The organism is Streptomyces racemochromogenes, assembly GCF_039535215.1.
Classification (GTDB): Bacteria; Actinomycetota; Actinomycetes; order Streptomycetales; family Streptomycetaceae; genus Streptomyces; species Streptomyces racemochromogenes.
In genome coordinates this window covers 1347878-1365214 of record NZ_BAAAWT010000001.1, presented here as the reverse complement: position 1 = coordinate 1365214, position 17337 = coordinate 1347878, and the positions used below count along the sequence as shown (strand labels likewise).

Below are 17337 nucleotides of genomic sequence, written 5' to 3'. Positions count from 1 at the left end.
GCGGGGCATGGACCCGCACCTCCTGCGCACCTTCACCGCCGTCGCCCGCCTCGCCTCCTTCTCCGCCGCCGCACGCGAACTCGGCTACACCCAGTCCGCCGTCTCCCAGCACATCGCCGCCCTCGAAGCCGACCTGCGCACCGAACTGCTCACCCGGCGGCCCGTCGCCCCCACCCCGGCCGGCGCCCGCCTCCTGGAACACGCCCGGCCGCTGCTGCTGCGCCTCGACGCCGCCCGCGCCGACGTACTGCGCCTCGCCGCCGCCCCGCCCGGCCGGCTCACCCTCGCCGCCTCCCCGCTCGCCGCCGCCGGCCCCCGGCTGCTCGCCGCCCTGCCCGCCACCGGCGTCACCCTGCGCGTCCTGCCCCCGTCCCGGGTGCCCGCCGCCGTCGCCGCCGGCGACTGCGACCTCGGGCTCGTCGACGGGCTCGCCGCCCCGAGCGACCCGCTGCGGCTTCCCGACGTGGCCCCGCTGCGGGTCACCGGCGTCGCCGAGGAGGAGCTCGCCGTCCTCTTCCCGCCCGGGCACCCCTTCGCCGCACGGGACTCCGTCCGGCTCGACGACCTCGCCGACGCGCGCTGGCTCGACGCCCCGGACGTGGGGCTGCCGCTCACCACCGGACGCCGCGCCCTGCGCTACGACGGCACCGACCTGCACGCCCTGTGCGCCCTCGCCGCCGCCGGGCACGGCCTCGTCCTGCTGCCCCGCGCCGTCGCCGGGGCCGCCCGCGGCGGGAGCGCCGTACCGCTCGCGGCACCCCGCCTCGTACACCGTACGGAGCTGGTCGCGCCCGCCGGACCGTCCGGCGCGGCCGCTGCCCTCGCCGCACGGCTCACGGCAGGATCCCCCTCATGACCACACCGACACCCGACCCGGCCGCCCACGCCGAGCCCGAGGCCTTCACCACCGCCGACTACGCCGCCCGGATGGCCGCCGCCGCACGCAGCGCCGCCGACGCCGGACTCGCCGGACTGCTCATCGCCCCCGGCCCCGACCTCACCCACCTCACCGGCTACCGCCCGACCGCCGAGACCGAGCGGCTCACCCTGCTCGTCCTCGCCGCCGGCCAGGACCCCGTCCTGGTCGTGCCCGCCCTGGAAGCCCCCGACGCCGCGAAGGCACCCGGCGCGGACGCCCTGACCCTGCGCGAGTGGACCGACGGCAAGGACCCCTACCGGGTGGCCGCCCCGCTCCTCGACGTCAGCGGCCGCTTCGGCGTCAGCGACAACACCTGGGCGCTGCACCTTCTCGGCCTGCAAAGGGAGTTGCCCGCCACCGCCTACAGCCCGCTCACCGACGCCCTGCCCATGCTCCGTGCCGTCAAGGACGAACGGGAACTGGCCCGCCTCGCGGCCGCCGCGGCCGCCGCCGACGCCGCCTACGCGCAGGTCCTCCACGTCCCCTTCGCCGGCCGCCGCGAGAGCGAGGTCGCCGCCGACCTGGCCGGGCTGCTGCGCGTCCACGGCCACTCCCAGGTCGACTTCACCGTCGTCGGCTCCGGCCCCAACGGCGCCAACCCGCACCACGAGGCCGGCGAACGCGTCATCCGGGACGGCGACATGGTCGTCCTCGACTTCGGCGGCCTCAAGCACGGCTACGGCTCCGACATCTCCCGCACCGTCCACGTCGGCGAGCCCACCCCCGAGGAACAGCGCGTCCACGACATCGTCCGCGAGGCCCAGCAGGCCGGCTTCGCGGCCGTCCGGCCCGGCGCGGCCTGCCAGGACGTCGACCGGGCGGCCCGCGCCGTGATCACCGAGTTCGGCTACGGCGAACGCTTCGTCCACCGCACCGGCCACGGCATCGGCGTCACCACCCACGAGCCGCCGTACATGGTCGAGGGCGAGGAGCAGCCCCTCGTCCCCGGCATGTGCTTCTCCGTGGAACCGGGCGTCTACCTGCCCGGCCGGTTCGGCGTCCGGATCGAGGACATCGTCACCGTCACCGGGGACGGGGGCCGCCGCCTGAACAACGCCCCGCGCGAGATGGCGATCGTCGGGTAGGCGGTGGTCCGGCAGGCACCGGCTACGGGCCGAGCACCACCGCCGACTCGCCCGGAACGTGGATCCGCCCGTCCGGACCCGGATGCTCCACCGGCTCCCAGGCCGCCAGCACCCGCACCCCGTTGCGGCCCAGCGCCACCGTCACCGACTCCGTCGACAGGTTCACCACCACCCGCACCTCCCCCCGGCGGAACGTCAGCCAGCGGCGCTCCTCGTCGTACGCCACCCGGACCGCGGCCAGGTCCGGGTCACGCAGGTCCGGGTGGGTGCGGCGCAGCCGGATCAGGGTCCGGTACCACTCCAGCAGCCAGGCGTGCGACTCCCGTTCCGGTTCCGCCCAGTCCAGGCAGGACCGGTCCCGGGTCGCCGGGTCCTGCGGGTCGGGGACCTCCTCCGCCTTCCAGCCGTGCGCCGCGAACTCCCGGCGCCGGCCGCTGCGCACCGCTTCGGCCAGCTCCGGGTCGGGGTGGTCGGTGAAGTACCGCCAGGGCGTGCCGGCCCCCCACTCCTCGCCCATGAACAGCATCGGCACGAACGGCCCCGTCAACGCCAGCGCCGCCGCGCACGCCAGCAGCCCGGGGGAGCAGGAGGCCGCCAGCCGGTCGCCCAGCGCCCGGTTGCCGACCTGGTCGTGGGTCTGGGTGTAGCCGAGGAAGCGGTGCGCGGGGGTGCGGCGGCGGTCCACCGGCCGGCCGTGGGTGCGGCCCCGGAAGGACGACCAGGTGCCGTCGTGGAAGAACGCCCGCGTCAGGGTCTTGGCGAGGGCGCCGAGCGGCGCCTCGGCGAAGTCGGCGTAGTAGCCCTGTGATTCACCGGTCAGCGCACAGTGCAGGGCGTGGTGGAAGTCGTCGTTCCACTGGGCGTGCATCCCCAGCCCGCCGGCCGCGCGCGGGGTCGTCAGCCGGGGGTCGCCCTGGTCCGACTCGGCGATCAGGAACAGCGGCCGCGTCGTCTCCGCCGCCAGCCCGTCCACGGCGGCCGCCAGCTCCTCCAGGAAGGACAGCGCCCGCCCGTCGGCCAGCGCGTGCACCGCGTCCAGCCGCAGCCCGTCGATCCGGTAGTCCCGCAGCCAGGCCAGCGCGCTCCCGATCAGGTACGCGCGGACCTCGTCGGAGCCGGGCGCGTCCAGGTTCACCGCCGCACCCCAGGGCGTGCGGTGCGTGTCGGTGAAGTACGGGCCGAAGGCCGGGAGGTGGTTGCCGGAGGGGCCGAGGTGGTTGAGGACCACGTCCAGCACCACCCCGAGCCCGGCCGCGTGCGCGGCCTCCACGAAGGCCGCCAGACCCGCCGGGCCCCCGTACGGCTCGTGCACCGCCCACGGGGCCACCCCGTCGTACCCCCAGCCGTGCCGGCCCGGGAAGGGGCACACCGGCATCAGCTCCACGTGCGTCACGCCCAGCCCGGCCAGGTACCCCAGGCGGGCCGCCGCGGCCTCGAAGGTGCCCTCGGGGGTGAAGGTGCCGACGTGCAGCTCGTACAGGACCGCGTCCTGCAGCGGCACGTGCGGCGGGGGCACGCGGGGGGCGAGGGCCGCGAGGTCGACCACCGCCGACAGGCCCTCCGTACCGTCCGGCAGCCGCCGCCCGCGGGGATCGGGCCGCACGACCGGATCGTCGCCGAGCCGGAACCCGTACCGGTCGCCGTCGGCCGCCGGGGCCTCGACGACCCACCAGCCGCGGCGGCCGGGGTCCGGGTCCGGGGCCATGTCGTAGGTGGTGTCGTTCAGTCGCATGGCGACCCGGCCTGTCAGCGGTGCCCACACCTCGAACTGCACGGACGGTCCCCTCGTCTCCGGCGGTGGCCGGCATGCGTAGTCGTGCCGCGTAAGCGTGCCCGTATCGTGCCCATCATTCCGGGCCGGGCGGGGGAGTTCTGGACACTCCGCACCCGACGGGCCGACAATCACCCTGTGACGTCCAGTTTCGAGTTCCCCGCCTACCCCGCCCCGCGGCTCTCCGACGCGGAGCGGGACCGGGCGCTGGGCCAGCTCAGGGAGGGCGCGGCCCTCGGGAAGCTGTCGCACGACACCTTCCTGCGGCGCATGGAGCTCGCGCTGGTCGCCCGCCGCTCCGAGGACCTGGCCCCCCTCCTCGCCGACCTCCAGACGCGTCCGGGCCCGCTCGGCCCCGAAGCCCCCTGGACCAACCGGCTCTTCGGCTGGGTCGGCCGCGCGTCGGCCGTCTCCGCCGGAGTGCGCAGGGCCTGGCAGGTGGAACGCCTGCCCAGACTGCTCTTCCCGCACCCGGCCGCCGGCCCCCTGCGGATCGGCCGCGACCCGGGCAACGGGCTGCGCCTGAGCCACGAGACCGTTTCGCGGGCGCACGCCGAGCTGAGCATGCGGGACGGGATCTGGCTGCTGCGGGACCTCGGCTCGACCAACGGCACCACCGTCAACGGCCGCCGGGTGACGGGGGCGGCCGTCGTACGGCCGGGCGACCAGGTGGGGTTCGGCCGGATGAGCTTCCGGCTCTCGCAGGACTGACCGGACCGGCGGGGCGGGGAGGCGCAATCGGGGCCGGTGCCGGGCGGGGGCCCCTGTGAGCCCGGCCAGGGGCCCGGCAGGATGCTCCTCATGGATCACACCGGCATCGTTCGCCCCGCCCGACCCGAAGACCTCCCGCGCCTCACCGAGCTCATCCACGAGCACGTCGCGTACGAGAAGTCCGCCGCCCGGCCGGCCGGCCTGGCGGACCGCCTCGGCCCCCGGCTGTTCGCCGAGGGCGCCCGGCTGTGGGTGCTGCTCGCCGAGACGCCCGACGGCACGGTGGCCGGATACGCCGCCTGCTCCGAGGAGTTCGCGTTCTGGGACGCCCGCCACCACCTCCACATGGACTGCCTCTACCTCGCCGAGGACGCCAGGGGCCACGGTCTCGGGGCCGCCCTGATGGACGCCGTGGCCGCCCTCGCCCGCGAGCTCGGCCTCGAACACGTCGAGTGGCAGACCCCCGACTGGAACGAGGGCGCGATCCGCTTCTACGACCGCCTCGGCGCCACCGGCCGCCCCAAGCGCCGCTACGCCTGGCCGGTCTGAAGAGCGCGGTACGCGGCCAGGACCGTCCGGGACTGGTGCTCCACCTGCGTGGCCACCGGCACCCAGCGCGCCCGGAAGCGGGCCGAGAACTCCTCGCACCACCCCGTCACCAGACGGTCCAGGCCGGGCGCCGCCGGATGGGCCTGGCACCGCAGTACGCGCAGCAGCATCGCCGCCGCGCGCAGCGTCAGGCGCCGCCCGAAGGCGTCGAGGCTGCCGAGGGAGGCGGTGGTGGCCCCGGCCGGCACCCCGGGTGCCGTCCACGCGGCGGCGACGTCGGGGATGAGCCCGAGCGTCCAGTCCACCGCCCGCAGCAGCGCGGCCGCGCCGGGCCCGTCGCCCGGGATCCCCTCCCGCAGCCCCGCCACCCGCGCCGCCTCACCGGTCAGCCGCTGCGCCAGCACCCGCAGGGTGCCCCGCGGGTCGGGGTGCGGGGCCGGGTCGTCCACCAGGTCGGAGGCCCACATGGGCACCTCCACGATCGCGGTGGTCCCGCGGGGGCGGTGGCACCAGGTGCTGCGCCGGGTGTCCTCGCTCCCGTCCCGCGGCATCACGAAGATCCCGGGCCCGGGGGAGCCCCAGCCCCCGGCGTCGGAGGCCCCGGTCTCCACCGGGATCCGCAGCTCGGCGGCCGACTTCCCGAAGGGCTCGGCGAGCCCGGGCACGTCACGCGTCAGCTGCACCCAGGACCCGCCGAGGTCCGTACCGTGCAGGGAGACCTGCAGGGCGGGCCGGAGTTCGTCCAGGAGCCCGGTCAGGGTGCGCGTCTCGGGCGGGAGCCGGTCCGGGGGGAGCAGGGCGGGCGCCCACTCGGGCTGCTCCGGCCCGGGCGGGCGGTAGAAGCCGCGGTGGTAGTCCAGCAGCGAGTGCGGGCGCGGCGTGCGGTGCAGGGCGGCGCCGTCGGGGTCGGCGCAGAGCAGGAAGTGCCAGCCCGTCCCGCCGCCCCCGGCCCCGACCACCCGCCGGGCGAGGTCCAGCGCGGTCGCCCCGCCGACGGGCTCGTTGGCATGGGCCCCGGCGACGACGAGCACCTCCCCGGGTCCGCCGCGCTGCCCGTCGACGGAGAGCAGCCAGAGCGGCCTCCCGCCCCGGGAGACACCGGCCTGCCGCATCCGCACCCGCCCGGGGTGCTCGTCCGCGAGCGCCCGGCCGGCCAGGGCGAGTTCGTGCGGGGTGGGGTAGCGCATGTCAGGGAGGAGGGTCACATGGTGCCCATGCCCGCCACACCGGGCCGCTACTGCTCCACGGGGGTCGAATGTGTGTGCCGCCGGTGGGCGGGCCGGTGGTGTGGGCTGCCGGTGTTCCGGCCGGGCGGTTTCACAGCCGGTTCGGGGGTTTCCCGTCAGTCCCATCGTCCTTCCGGTTCGGGCCGGTCCCTCAAGGGCGCTCCCTTCGGTCGCGTCACTTCGTGATCGCCTTCGGCGACCCTTGACCGACCGGCCCGCCCCGGAAGCCGAAAGACTGCCGGGAAGCCCCCGAAGGAACGGTCACCGGGGGAGGAAGGGGGAGGGCGGGTCCGTCAGGGAGCGCGGGCGGGGCCTGGCGCCGGCCCGCCGGGCATCCGGGGGACCGGGGCGTGCGGATCCGGGCCAGGGGCGCGGCAACCCGCACGAGAGGTTGGACAGGGCCACCCGCGGAGCGCCCGGGCGCATCAGATCGCTACGCGCTCCCGCCGGCTCGGCGGCCGGCCGCCGTCCGGGGCTGACATCCGCACGGGGACGTCGGCGGTGGGATTACAGGCGTCGCTGGGCCGCTTCCAGGAGTTCCCCCACCGTCGAGTTGAACGCGATGGCGGCCTGCGGGGCGTGGCGGGGGATCAGGTTCACGATGAGCTCGAACAGCGGCAGCAGGTGCTCGGACTTGCGGATGCCGCCGCCGACGATCACCACGTCCCACGGCTTCCTCGTGAGTGCGGCGACGAGGGTGGATTCGACCTGCTCGTCGTGGACGACCAGCTCCATGGCGGCGTCGATGCCGTGCTCCCCGAACCGGACCATCTCCGCGTCGAGGGCTGCCTGGAGGGCCGATCCGTCGATGCCGGGGATCGCCTGGGGTTCATAACCGATCAGAAGTGTAGAAGGCATGCAACGAACCTAACGAAGTCCGCTGAGGCGCGATCGGTTTCCGGACACCCTCAGCCGTCGGCCCCCGCCAAGGCGGACCGCAGCAGTTGCATGGAGTCCGGAGAGCAGCCGATCAGGACGGTCCTGTCCCCGTCACGGCACTCGGCCACTCCCCAGGTGAACTGCACGAGCCGGGAGTCGGTGTGCCGGTCCCTGTGCCGGACCCTGACGAGGCGCAGGGCCGGGATCCGGCTGGGGTGGAGTTCCGGGAACTCCGTGGGCGTCACGTGCAGCGTCGGGCCGGTGACCCAGAGGTGGACCAGGGACTGGTTGCGGCAGTACGAGCGGTCGCCCAGGACGCAGGCGGGGAAGCCGACCCGCTCCCCCCGGGCGGCCGAGCTCTTCCGTTCCCGGGCCCTGCGGCGTTCGTCGGCCCACGACAGCACTGCCCCACCGACGAGTTCGAGCAGTAGTCCCAGCACCCGTCCACCCTTGGTGAGCGGACGGGATCGGACAAGGCTGAAGTCAGCCCCACTTCTGGCGGTCCGAGCGGTCGCAGGGGCGTGCGCGCAGGCCGCCGGGGCCGTCGTCCAGACACTGGCCGGTGCCGGCGCTCCTGACCTCCACCGACGCGTCGGCCCACGCGGTGACCTTCCACTTCTGGGACGTGGACTTGCCGCACGCGCGGGCGGTGAGGCCCGTGTCGTCGCCCTGCAGGCAGGCGCCCGTGGCGTGGTTCCTGAGCGTGCCGGTGCCGTCCGGGAGGGGGTGGAAGGTCCAGCGCTGGTAGCTCATGCCGTTGGGCGGGAAGGAGCGCAGGCCCTGGTCGAGGCTGTGGTCCAGGCAACTGCCCGTGGAGCGGTTGACGAAGTTGCGGATCATGTCGTTCGATGCGGCCGCGGCCCCCGCACGGGGCTCCGCCGGAGTTGGTTCCGGCGGAGCCAGGAACATTCGGCACAGTCCGGCGCCCAGGAGGAGGCCGGCCAGGGCTGCTCCGGCCGGCCACGTCCAGCGGGCCCGCCACCACGGGGCGGCCGGAGCCGGCGGTGGGGGCGGCGGGGCGGGCTGGCTGCGGTCGGCCGCCTCCCACAGGGCGCGGTACTCCGCCGGATCGGCACCCAGCGCCCGGCACAGGTCCCGGACGGTGTTCCACGGAGGGACGGTGCTGCCGCGCAGGTAGCGCGAGAGCGAGGAGTCGCTGATCATCACCTCGGACTCCAGGGAGCGCAGCGTACGGCCGGACCGCTGCTGCAGAGCCCTCAGCGCACCACCCAGTTGCTGCCCCGGGCTGCGCCCGTCGACGTCCGCCATGTTCGCCCCTGTCCCGGGATGGTCATGTCCCAGCAGGTCAGAAGGTTAGGGATCCCGACTCGGGCGAAGCAAACGGGACACCGTTGCCAGGCCCCGCCGGACCCCCGCAGACTCGGCACCAGCCGGCTCCCAGTCGAGTGAGCGGCGAACCCTCATCAGCGCCCGACCGGCGCATTTCCCCTGCCAGAAAACGGAGAACGGGCATGTCCGTGAACCTCACCCGCCGCGTGGCCACGGCCGCGTTGACCACCATCCTCTCCCTGGGCTCCCTCGCCCTGACCGCGCCCACCGCCCCGGCGGCCACCACCGTCCAGGCCCCCGCCGAGGCCGCGCCGCGCGTCAGCCGGGCGGAGGTCATCGCCCGGGCCAAGACCTGGCTGACCGCCAACAACGGCCGCCCGGTGCCCTACAGCCAGAAGAAGCACTGGAAGGACGGCTACCGGCAGGACTGCTCGGGCTACGTCTCCATGACCCTCGGTCTGCGCAAGCCCGGCCCCAACACCGTCTCCCTCAAGAAGGACGGCTTCACCCGCCGCATCGCGATGAAGGACCTCGCCCCCGGCGACCTGGTCATCAAGGCCGACAGCGACAGCGCCGACTTCCGCCACGTCGTCATCTTCGACGGCTGGGCCAACGGCGCGCACACCGCCTACAAGTCCTACGAGCAGGCGGGCGGCGTCGGCACGCGGTGGAAGCAGCACTCCTACGGCGTGAACGGCCGCGACGGCTACCACGCCTACCGCCCCGTCAACATCACCAACTGACCGAGGAGCACAAGCATGAGCACCATCCTGCCCACCGTCCTGCTCGCCACCACGCTGCTCACGGCCACCGCCACGGAGGCCGGCTCCCTCGACAGCGTCCAGACCTTCCGCAACGCCGCCACCTCCGCCTGCCTCGACGACAGCGACGCCGGTGTCCGCACGTACACCTGCCTGGGCAACGACCACCAGAAGTGGAACGTCCACCAGTGGGCCGACGGCACCCGCGAGCTGAGGAACCGCAAGACCGGCCTCTGCCTCACCGACCACCCGCGCGGCACCGCCTCGGCACAGCCGTGTGACAAGGCCAAGGACGAGAGCTGGATCGTCCACCGCTACCCGGACGGAGCCGTCGAGTTCAGGAACCAGGCGACCGGCCTGTGCCTGGACGACAGCCCCCAGCACCACCTGCGCACCTTCCCGTGCGGCACCCACGCCCAGAAGAGCCCCTACCAGACCTGGCACTGACCACCCCCGGGCCTGCCCTCCCGAGGGAGGGCAGGCCCTCCACCGTCGGGGGATACCCCCACCCCCGCCATGCGGACAGCCGGATCGCCCGGGAGGGCCGACCCCGGAAATGCTGGGCACATCACCGATCTCCCCACCATTGCCCAGGAGTTGCCCCATGCCCCGACGAAGGACCTTCCTGCGGGTGACGGCCGCGGCCGCCGCGGTCACCGCCCTGCTGGCCCCGTCCGCGACGGCCGCCCCCCGCCCCGACACGGTCCGGCAAGGCCTCAGCGCCCTCGTCCGGACCGACCACCTCCCGGGCGCGCTCGCTACCGTGACGGACCGCGACGGCCGCACCCGCACCTACACCGCGGGCGCCGAGGACGGACAGGTGCGCATCGGAAGCAACACCAAGACCTTCACCGCCGTGGTCGTGCTCCAGCTGGTCGGCGAGGGAAGGATCGGCCTCGACACCACGGTCGACACCTACCTCCCGGGACTCGTACCGGGCGAAGGGATCACGGTCCGCCAACTCCTCCAGCACACCAGCGGACTGCCCGACTACGAGGAGGACGTCAGCGACGCCATCCTCCGGCGCCGCTACTTCGAACCCCGCGACGTCCTCGACATCGCCCTCCGGCACAAGGCCGCCTTCCCCCCGGGCACCAGCTGGGCCTACAGCAACACGAACTACGTCGTGGCCGGCCTGATCGTGCAGAAGGTCACCGGACGCCCCCTCGCCGAGGAGATCGACAGGCGTGTCATCCGGCCCCTCGGACTGCGTCACACCTACTTCCCGGCCGCCGGCGACACGACCATCCGGGAGCCCCACCCCAGGGGCCACCACCAGGACTCGCCGGGCGCCCCGCTGCGCGACGTCACGGACATCGACCCCTCCGCGGCCTGGGCCGCGGGCCAGATGATCTCCACGAACTCCGACCTGAACCGGTTCTTCACCGCGCTCCTGGCCGGCGACCTCCTCCGGCCCGCCCAGCTCGCCCAGATGCGCACCACCATCCCCCTCGGCGACTCCGGCGCCGGCTACGGCCTGGGCCTGATGAGCCGGCCCCTGTCGTGCGGCGGTCTCTACTGGGGCCACGGCGGTGACATCACGGGCTACGAGACCCGCGGAGGAGTCACCGAGGACGGCCGCGCCGCCAACGTCACGGTGACCGTCGACCCCACCGACGGCGCGACCACGAAGCACGTCGAAGCCCTCGTGGACACCGCCCTCTGCCGAAGCGCCTGACCACCGTCCCCGTGCGGATGTCAGCCCCGGACGGCGGCCGGCCGCCGAGCCGGCGGGAGCGCGTAGCGATGTGATGCGCCCGGGCGCTCCGCGGGTGGCTCTGTTCAACCTCTCGTGCGGGTTGCCGCGCCCCTGGCCCGGAAACATGGATCTGGGGGCCCGGATGCCCGGCGCCCGGCCCCCCGCCTGCTCCCCGGCCGCCCCGTCCTCCCCCTTCCTCCCCCGGTGACCCGACCCGGAAGGACGATGGGACTGACGGGAAACCCCGAACCGGCTGTGAAACCGCCCGGCCGGAACACCGGCAGCCCACACCACCGGCCCGCGGACAGGGCGGCGGGTGGGCAGCTGCCGACCCGCCCCCACCCCTCGAGGGGGAGACAGCGGGCCCGCGCCGCGAGCCCCTACCCCCGCACCAGCACCGCCACCGGCTGCGCCGCCAGCAGCTGCGCCAGCGCCACCCGCCCCTCGTGGACCGTGCCCCCCGCCGCCGCCCACCGCCCCGCGGGCAGGTCCAGGGCGGTGTCGCGCCAGCCGCCCGCCGCCGCCAGGCGGTGGGAGAGGCGGGTGGCCACCGCGATGAGGCCGGGCGGGCGGGCGAAGGCCAGGCAGTGGCCGGCCGCCGGGCCCCGGGCCGCCAGGGGGGCGTAACCGGTGAACAGCCCGGGCCGGTCGCGGCGCAGCCGCAGCAGGGCGGCCGTCAGCGCGAGCTTCTCCCGCGCGAGGTCCGCCGGGACGGCGCCCGCGTCCAGGGCGGCCAGCGCCTCCCGGGGGAACTCGACGGGGCGGCGGTTGTCGGGGTCGACCAGCGCCCTGTACTCGTACTCGGCGCCCTGGTACACCTCCGGCACCCCCGGCATCGCCAGGTGCAGCAGGGTCATCCCCAGCACGTTGGCGCGGGCCGCCCGCGCCAGTTCCGGCGGGAGCTCCACCGCGTCCCGGGGCACCAGGTCCGCGATCCGCGCCTCGTACTCCTCGTCGGGGTCGGTCCAGGAGGTGTGCACCCCCGCCTCCCGCGCGGCCTTCAGCAGGGCGGCCGCCAGCCGGGACTCCCGCTCGGGCGCCGCGCCCAGCCCCAGCGCGCTCTGCCGGGCCGTCCACGCCATCCGGGGATCCGCCCCCGGCGGCACGACCGGCGCCCCCATCGCCTCCGGGGCCTGGGAGAGCACCGCGATCCGGGCCCGTACGTCCGCGCTGCGCTTCGTGTCGTGCGTGGACAGCACCGTCCCCGAGGCGGGCCAGTCCCGCTCCAGCTCCGCGCAGTACGCGTGGAACCCGGCGGCCGACACCGCCGGGTCCCCGGGCTCCCCGCCCACCTCGGTGGCCGACAGGAGGGGCGCCCACCGGTAGAAGGCCCGGTCCTCCAGGGACTTGGCGCGCAGGGCCGCCGAGGTCTGGGCGAACCGCGCCGCGAAGGCGGGGTCCCGCAGCAGCAGCGCCCGTACGCCGTCCACCGCCCGCGCCCCCGCCCGCCCGGCGGCCCGCTCCAGGGTCTCGGCCGACGGCCCCGGCCCGCCCGGGTACGTCCGGTACACCGGGAAGGCGATCAGCAACTCGCGCACGCCGTCGGCCAGTTCCGGCCCGGCCCAGCGTTCCAGCAGGGCCAGCTCGGCGGCGAGGTCGACGGTCAGCACCTCCCGCGCCGCGGCCGCGGCGGTCTCCTCCCACGAGGCGGGGCCGCCGCCGGACTCCCCGTACGCGCGGGCCAGCCGGGCCGCCCCCGCCGGGTCGGTGAACACCCCGTCGATCCGGTGCAGCGCGTCGTACCCGGTGGTGCCGGCCACCGGCCAGGACGACGGCAGCCGCTCCGGACGGGCCAGGATCTTCTCGACGACCACCCAGCAGGCGTCCCCGGTCGCGGCGCGCAGCCGGCGCAGGTACTGCTCCGGATCCGCCAGCCCGTCGACGTGGTCGATCCGCAGGCCGGACACCACCCCGTCCCGCACCAGCTGCAGCACCTTGGCGTGGGTCGCGGCGAACACGGAGGGGTCCTCCACCCGCACCCCGATCAGGTCGGAGATGGTGAAGAAGCGGCGGTAGTTGAGCCCGGTCCGGGCCTCGCGCCACCACGCGGCCCGGTACCACTGCGCGGCCAGCAGCTCCGGCATCGGCAGCGAGGCGGTGCCCGCGCGCAGCGGGAACTCGTGGGACCCGTACCGGAGCACCCCCGCCCCGTGGTCCACCTCGCCCTCCCGCGCCTCGTCCTCCCCGCCCAGCACCGGCAGCAGGACCTGCCCCCCGCCGCCCTCCCAGTCGATGTCGAACCACCGCGCGTACGGCGAGTGCGGCCCCTCCCGCAGCACCTCCCACAGGGGCCGGTTGAGCCGCAGCGGCGCCGGTACCGCCATGTGGTTCGGGACGATGTCCAGGACCAGCCCGAGCCCGTGGGCCCGGGCGGCCGCCGCGAGCGCGCGCAGCCCCCGCTCGCCGCCCAGCTCGGCCCGCACCCTCGTGTGGTCGGTGACGTCGTACCCGTGCTCCGAGCCCGGCACCGCCTCCAGCACGGGCGACAGGTGCAGGTGTGACACGCCGAGCGAGGAGAGGTACGGTACGGCTGCCTCGGCCGCCGCGAAGGTGAAGCGCGGGCCCAGCTGGAGACGGTAAGTGGACGACGGAGTGTCCGGCGTCCGAACACCGGATTCCGATCGGCTGATTGAATACTCCAGGCTCATGAGAACGTACGTACCCAGCCCGCGCGATTCCGTGCCATTACCCAATGCATCCGGGTGACTGCGCCGCGTTAGTGTCGATCAGGTGGTTGGAACCGTCAGTACCTATCGTCACGTCATCGCCCTGACCGGGCCCCTACTCCCGCTCGTCTCCTTCTTCGCCCGACTGCCCGTCGCGATGTCCCAGTTCGGGAGCGTCCTGCTGGTCGCCGAGACCAGCGGTTCGCTCGCCACCGCCGGAATCGTGGGAGGCACCCTCTCCGCCGGCCAGGTGGTCTTCGGGCCCCTCCTCGGCCGGCTCGCCGACCGCCACGGGCAGCGGCCCGTCGTCCTCACCGCGGCGGCCGTCAACGCCCTCGCCACCGCCGCCCTCGTCGCCGGCGCCCTCGGCGGCCTCGCGACCGCCCCGCTCGCCGCGATCGGCGCCGTCACGGGGGCCTCCGTACCGCTGATCGGGCCGCTCGCCCGCACCCGCTCCGTCGCGCTCGCGCACCGTGCGAAGGCCGACGAGAGGACCGTCGGCGCCGTGCACTCGCTCGAAGGCACCCTCGACGAGGTCTCGTTCGTCTTCGGCCCGGCCCTCGTCGGCCTCGCCGCGCTCCTCGCGCACCCGGCCGTCGCCCTCGGCGGCGCCGCCGCCCTGGTGGCCGTCTTCGGCACCGCGTACGCCCTGCACCCGACCGCCGCCGTCACCGCCGGGACCCCCGCACCGCGGCGCGCCCCCGGAGCCCGGCGTGCCCGGCAGCCCCGCGTGGTGCACGCCGTACGCGGCTCCCTCGCCCTCCAGGGCGCCATGTTCGGCGCCTGTCAGGCGGGAATCGCCTCGCTCACCGCGCAGTTGGGCGTCCCCGGCCAGGCCGGCGTCGTGTACGCCGCCATGGGGGTCGTCAGCGCCGCCGTCGGCCTCGCGCTCGGCGCGCTGCCCGCCCGCTTCGGACTGCGGCTGCGCTGGCGGGTGGCCACCGGCGCCGCGCTGGTCCTCTCGGTGCCGCTGCTGTTCACGCAGACCCTGTGGCCGCTGTATCTGGTCGTCACCGTCCTCGGCGCCGCGTACGCCCCTCACCTGATCACCGCGTTCGCGCTCACGGAGCGGGTGGTGGAGCCCGCCCGGCTCGCCGAGGCCATGGCCTTCGCCGCCAGCTCCCTGGTGGCCGGGCAGGCCGCCGCCCTGGCCGTCTCCGGCCGCCTCGCCGAGTCGTACGGGCCCGCCGGGGCCTTCGCCGTCGCGGTGGGCGCGGCCGCGCTGTGTCTGGCCATCGCCCTCGTCACCCGGGTGCCGTCCGCCCGGACCCGGTCCCAGGACCCGGACCAGGCCCAGGACCAGGCCCCCGACCGGGACCCGGCCCGGGACGCTCCCAAGCTGTTCATCCCGGCCCAGCGCACGGCCTCCCCCGAGGACTCGGCGGCCGGCTCCGGGACCGGCTACGCCGGCCGCTGAAGCACCACCAGGCACCGTCCCGTCAGCGCCACCCGGTCCCCGGCCGCGTACTGCGGCCCGGTGCCGGGTGGCAGTACCTCCGCCCGCGCCGTGTCCACGACCATCCGCCAGTGCGCCCCGTGGCCGGCCGGGACGGTGAAGTCCTGCGGTTCGGCGCCCGCGTTGAACATCAGCAGGAACGAGTCGTCGGTGATCCGCTCCCCGCGCGTGCCCGGCTCGGAGATCGCCTCCCCGTTGAGGAACACGGTCAGTGCCCGCGCGTGCTGCGCCTGCCAGTCCCGCGCCCGCATCTCCTCGCCGTGCGGGGTGAACCAGGCGATGTCGGAGAGTTCGTCGTGCGTGCCCTCCACCGGCCGGCCGTGGAAGAACCGGCGCCGCCGGAACACCGGGTGGTCGCGGCGCAGCCACACCATCCGCCGGGTGAACTCCAGCAGCGAGGGCGGGGGCTTGCCGGGCTCCGGCCAGGCCACCCAGGACAGTTCGTTGTCCTGGCAGTAGGCGTTGTTGTTGCCCTCCTGGGTGCGGCCGAACTCGTCGCCGTGGCTGAGCATCGGCACGCCCTGCGACAGCATCAGGGTCGCGGTGAAGTTCCGCATCTGCCGCGCGCGCAGCTCCCGGACCTCCGGGTCCTCGGTGGGGCCCTCGACCCCGCAGTTCCAGGACCGGTTGTGGGTCTCGCCGTCCCGGTTGCCCTCCCGGTTGGCCTCGTTGTGCTTCTCGTTGTACGAGACCAGGTCGTTCAGGGTGAAGCCGTCGTGGCAGGTGGTGAAGTTGATCGAGGCCAGGGGCCGTCGCCCGTCGTCCTGGTAGAGGTCGGAGGAGCCCGTCAGCCGTCCCGCGAACTCCGCGAGGGTGCGCGGCTGGCCGCGCCACAAGTCCCGTACGGTGTCCCGGTACTTGCCGTTCCACTCGGTCCACAGCGGCGGGAAGTTCCCCACCTGGTAGCCGCCCTCGCCCAGGTCCCAGGGCTCCGCGATCAGCTTCACCTGGCTGACCACCGGGTCCTGCTGCACCAGGTCGAAGAACGAGGACAGCCGGTCCACCTCGTGGAACTGCCGGGCCAAGGTGGCCGCGAGGTCGAAGCGGAAGCCGTCCACGTGCATCTCGGTCACCCAGTACCGCAGCGAGTCCATGATCAGCTGGAGGACGTGCGGGGAGCGCATCAGCAGCGAGTTCCCGGTACCCGTGGTGTCCATGTAGTGCCGGGGGTCGTCCGCGAGCCGGTAGTAGGAGGCGTTGTCGAGGCCCCGGAAGGACAGTGTCGGGCCCAGGTGGTTGCCCTCGGCGGTGTGGTTGTAGACCACGTCCAGGATCACCTCGATCCCGGCCTCGTGCAGCGCCCGCACCGCCGACTTGAACTCCAGCACCTGCTGGCCCCGGTCCCCGGAGGCGTAGCCGTTGTGCGGGGCGAAGAAGCCGATGGTGTTGTAGCCCCAGTAGTTGCTGAGACCGTCGTTCACGAGGCGGTGGTCGTTGACGTACTGGTGCACCGGCATCAGCTCCAGCGCCGTCACCCCGAGCTTCGCCAGGTGCCCGATCACCGCCGGGTGCGCGAGCGCCCCGTAGGTGCCCCGCAGCTCCTCCGGGAGGTCGGGGTGGCGCATGGTCAGGCCCTTCACGTGCGCCTCGTACAGCACCGTGTGGTGGTACTCGTGGCGCGGCGGCCGGTCGTTGGCCCAGTCGAAGTAGGGGTTCACCACGACCGAACTCATCGTGTGCGGGGCCGAGTCCAGGTCGTTGCGGGAGTCCGGCCGGCCGAAGTGGTAGCCGTACACCTCCTCGCCCCAGGACACCTTCCCGCTGATGGCCCGCGCGTACGGGTCCAGCAGCATCTTCGCCGCGTTGCAGCGCTGCCCGCGCTCGGGCTCGTACGGGCCGTGCACGCGGAACCCGTACCGCTGGCCGGGCATGATCCCCGGCAGGTAGGCGTGGCGCACGAAGGCGTCCGTCTCGCGCAGCTCTACGGCCGTCTCCGAGCCGTCGTCGTGCAGCAGACACAGCTCGATGCGCCGGGCCACCTCGGAGTAGACGGCGAAGTTGGTGCCCGCGCCGTCGTACGTGGCGCCCAGCGGATACGCCTGCCCCGGCCAGACTTGCATGGCTAACGACTCTTCCCATCCTGGTCCGGCTCGGTCCGGTCCGCGATCCGGCTGGACCGGGCACGGATGACGTCTCTGCCAGATCTTCCCCGAAAGAGGGTCCCCACGCGTGGACTTGGAATGCTGCCGATGGGTGAACCGGAGAGCTGATATGAGGGTCAACGGACTGTCCGGGCATCACATAATGGGTCAACGGACAGCCGGACCAGGGGACCTGAGGTCACTGGGGACGGCTTCGGGCTGCGTCGGGCCGCGTGCGCGGAGT

The 17337-nt window shown here is 74.6% G+C and carries 15 protein-coding genes; 8 read left to right on the top strand and 7 right to left on the bottom strand.

Annotated elements, in window-relative coordinates; all coding sequences use genetic code 11:
* Positions 1-7 precede the first annotated feature (7 nt).
* Positions 8-856 (top strand): LysR family transcriptional regulator, encoded by an 849-nt coding sequence (locus ABD973_RS06305; RefSeq protein ID WP_345499077.1) that lies wholly within the window; start codon positions 8-10, stop codon positions 854-856.
* Positions 853-2004 (top strand): M24 family metallopeptidase, encoded by a 1152-nt coding sequence (locus ABD973_RS06300; protein WP_345499075.1) that lies wholly within the window; start codon positions 853-855, stop codon positions 2002-2004. The genes ABD973_RS06305 and ABD973_RS06300 overlap by 4 nt, the downstream gene beginning before the upstream one ends.
* A gap of 22 nt (positions 2005-2026) precedes the next feature.
* Here the strand turns inward: ABD973_RS06300 and treZ are convergent, their stop codons facing one another.
* On the bottom strand, positions 2027-3778 hold the full coding sequence (gene treZ / locus ABD973_RS06295) for a malto-oligosyltrehalose trehalohydrolase (RefSeq protein ID WP_345499073.1): 1752 nt from the start codon (positions 3776-3778) through the stop codon (positions 2027-2029).
* A 135-nt stretch (positions 3779-3913) separates the two neighbouring features.
* Here treZ and ABD973_RS06290 point away from each other — a divergent pair, with 135 nt between their 5' ends.
* Both ABD973_RS06290 and ABD973_RS06285 read left to right on the top strand, forming a co-directional pair.
* On the top strand, positions 3914-4486 hold the full coding sequence (locus ABD973_RS06290) for an FHA domain-containing protein (protein ID WP_125604699.1): 573 nt from the start codon (positions 3914-3916) through the stop codon (positions 4484-4486).
* Positions 4487-4576: 90 nt separating this feature from the next.
* A complete protein-coding gene (locus ABD973_RS06285; protein ID WP_306463798.1) occupies positions 4577-5035 on the top strand; it encodes a GNAT family N-acetyltransferase in 459 nt (152 codons plus the stop codon).
* Here the strand turns inward: ABD973_RS06285 and ABD973_RS06280 are convergent.
* The 4 genes from ABD973_RS06280 to ABD973_RS06265 form a co-directional block, all read right to left on the bottom strand.
* Positions 5017-6240, bottom strand: coding sequence for a M14 family zinc carboxypeptidase (locus ABD973_RS06280; protein ID WP_345499069.1), 1224 nt, complete (start codon positions 6238-6240; stop codon positions 5017-5019). The two genes, ABD973_RS06285 and ABD973_RS06280, sit on opposite strands and share 19 nt — an antisense overlap.
* A gap of 528 nt (positions 6241-6768) precedes the next feature.
* Complete coding sequence (locus ABD973_RS06275) at positions 6769-7119, bottom strand: hypothetical protein (protein WP_125822939.1); 351 nt, start codon at positions 7117-7119, stop codon at positions 6769-6771.
* A gap of 50 nt (positions 7120-7169) precedes the next feature.
* A complete protein-coding gene (locus tag ABD973_RS06270; RefSeq protein WP_345499066.1) occupies positions 7170-7580 on the bottom strand; it encodes a hypothetical protein in 411 nt (136 codons plus the stop codon).
* Between the two features lie 43 nt (positions 7581-7623).
* Positions 7624-8409, bottom strand: a complete 786-nt coding sequence (locus tag ABD973_RS06265) for an RICIN domain-containing protein (protein ID WP_125822941.1) — start codon at positions 8407-8409, stop codon at positions 7624-7626.
* 203 nt (positions 8410-8612) lie between these two features.
* Between ABD973_RS06265 and ABD973_RS06260 the strand changes: the two genes are divergently transcribed.
* The 3 genes from ABD973_RS06260 to ABD973_RS06250 all read left to right on the top strand — a co-directional run bounded on the left by ABD973_RS06260 (position 8613) and on the right by ABD973_RS06250 (position 10869).
* Positions 8613-9173: a hypothetical protein gene (locus ABD973_RS06260; RefSeq protein WP_125822942.1), complete on the top strand. Its 561-nt coding sequence runs from the start codon at positions 8613-8615 to the stop codon at positions 9171-9173.
* Positions 9174-9188: 15 nt separating this feature from the next.
* Positions 9189-9638: an RICIN domain-containing protein gene (locus ABD973_RS06255; protein WP_125822943.1), complete on the top strand. Its 450-nt coding sequence runs from the start codon at positions 9189-9191 to the stop codon at positions 9636-9638.
* Positions 9639-9795: 157 nt separating this feature from the next.
* The gene (locus ABD973_RS06250) at positions 9796-10869 is read left to right on the top strand and encodes a serine hydrolase domain-containing protein (protein WP_206436583.1); all 1074 of its coding nucleotides are present in this window, start codon (positions 9796-9798) and stop codon (positions 10867-10869) included.
* A gap of 401 nt (positions 10870-11270) precedes the next feature.
* Here ABD973_RS06250 and treY read toward each other — a convergent pair whose 3' ends face one another.
* Positions 11271-13538, bottom strand: coding sequence for a malto-oligosyltrehalose synthase (gene treY / locus ABD973_RS06245; RefSeq protein ID WP_125822945.1), 2268 nt, complete (start codon positions 13536-13538; stop codon positions 11271-11273).
* Between the two features lie 82 nt (positions 13539-13620).
* Between treY and ABD973_RS06240 the strand changes: the two genes are divergently transcribed.
* Positions 13621-14973, top strand: a complete 1353-nt coding sequence (locus ABD973_RS06240) for an MFS transporter (RefSeq protein ID WP_345499059.1) — start codon at positions 13621-13623, stop codon at positions 14971-14973.
* Here ABD973_RS06240 and glgX read toward each other — a convergent pair.
* Positions 14958-17072, bottom strand: coding sequence for a glycogen debranching protein GlgX (glgX, locus tag ABD973_RS06235; RefSeq protein ID WP_125822947.1), 2115 nt, complete (start codon positions 17070-17072; stop codon positions 14958-14960). The genes ABD973_RS06240 and glgX overlap by 16 nt on opposite strands.
* Positions 17073-17337: the final 265 nt, after the last annotated feature.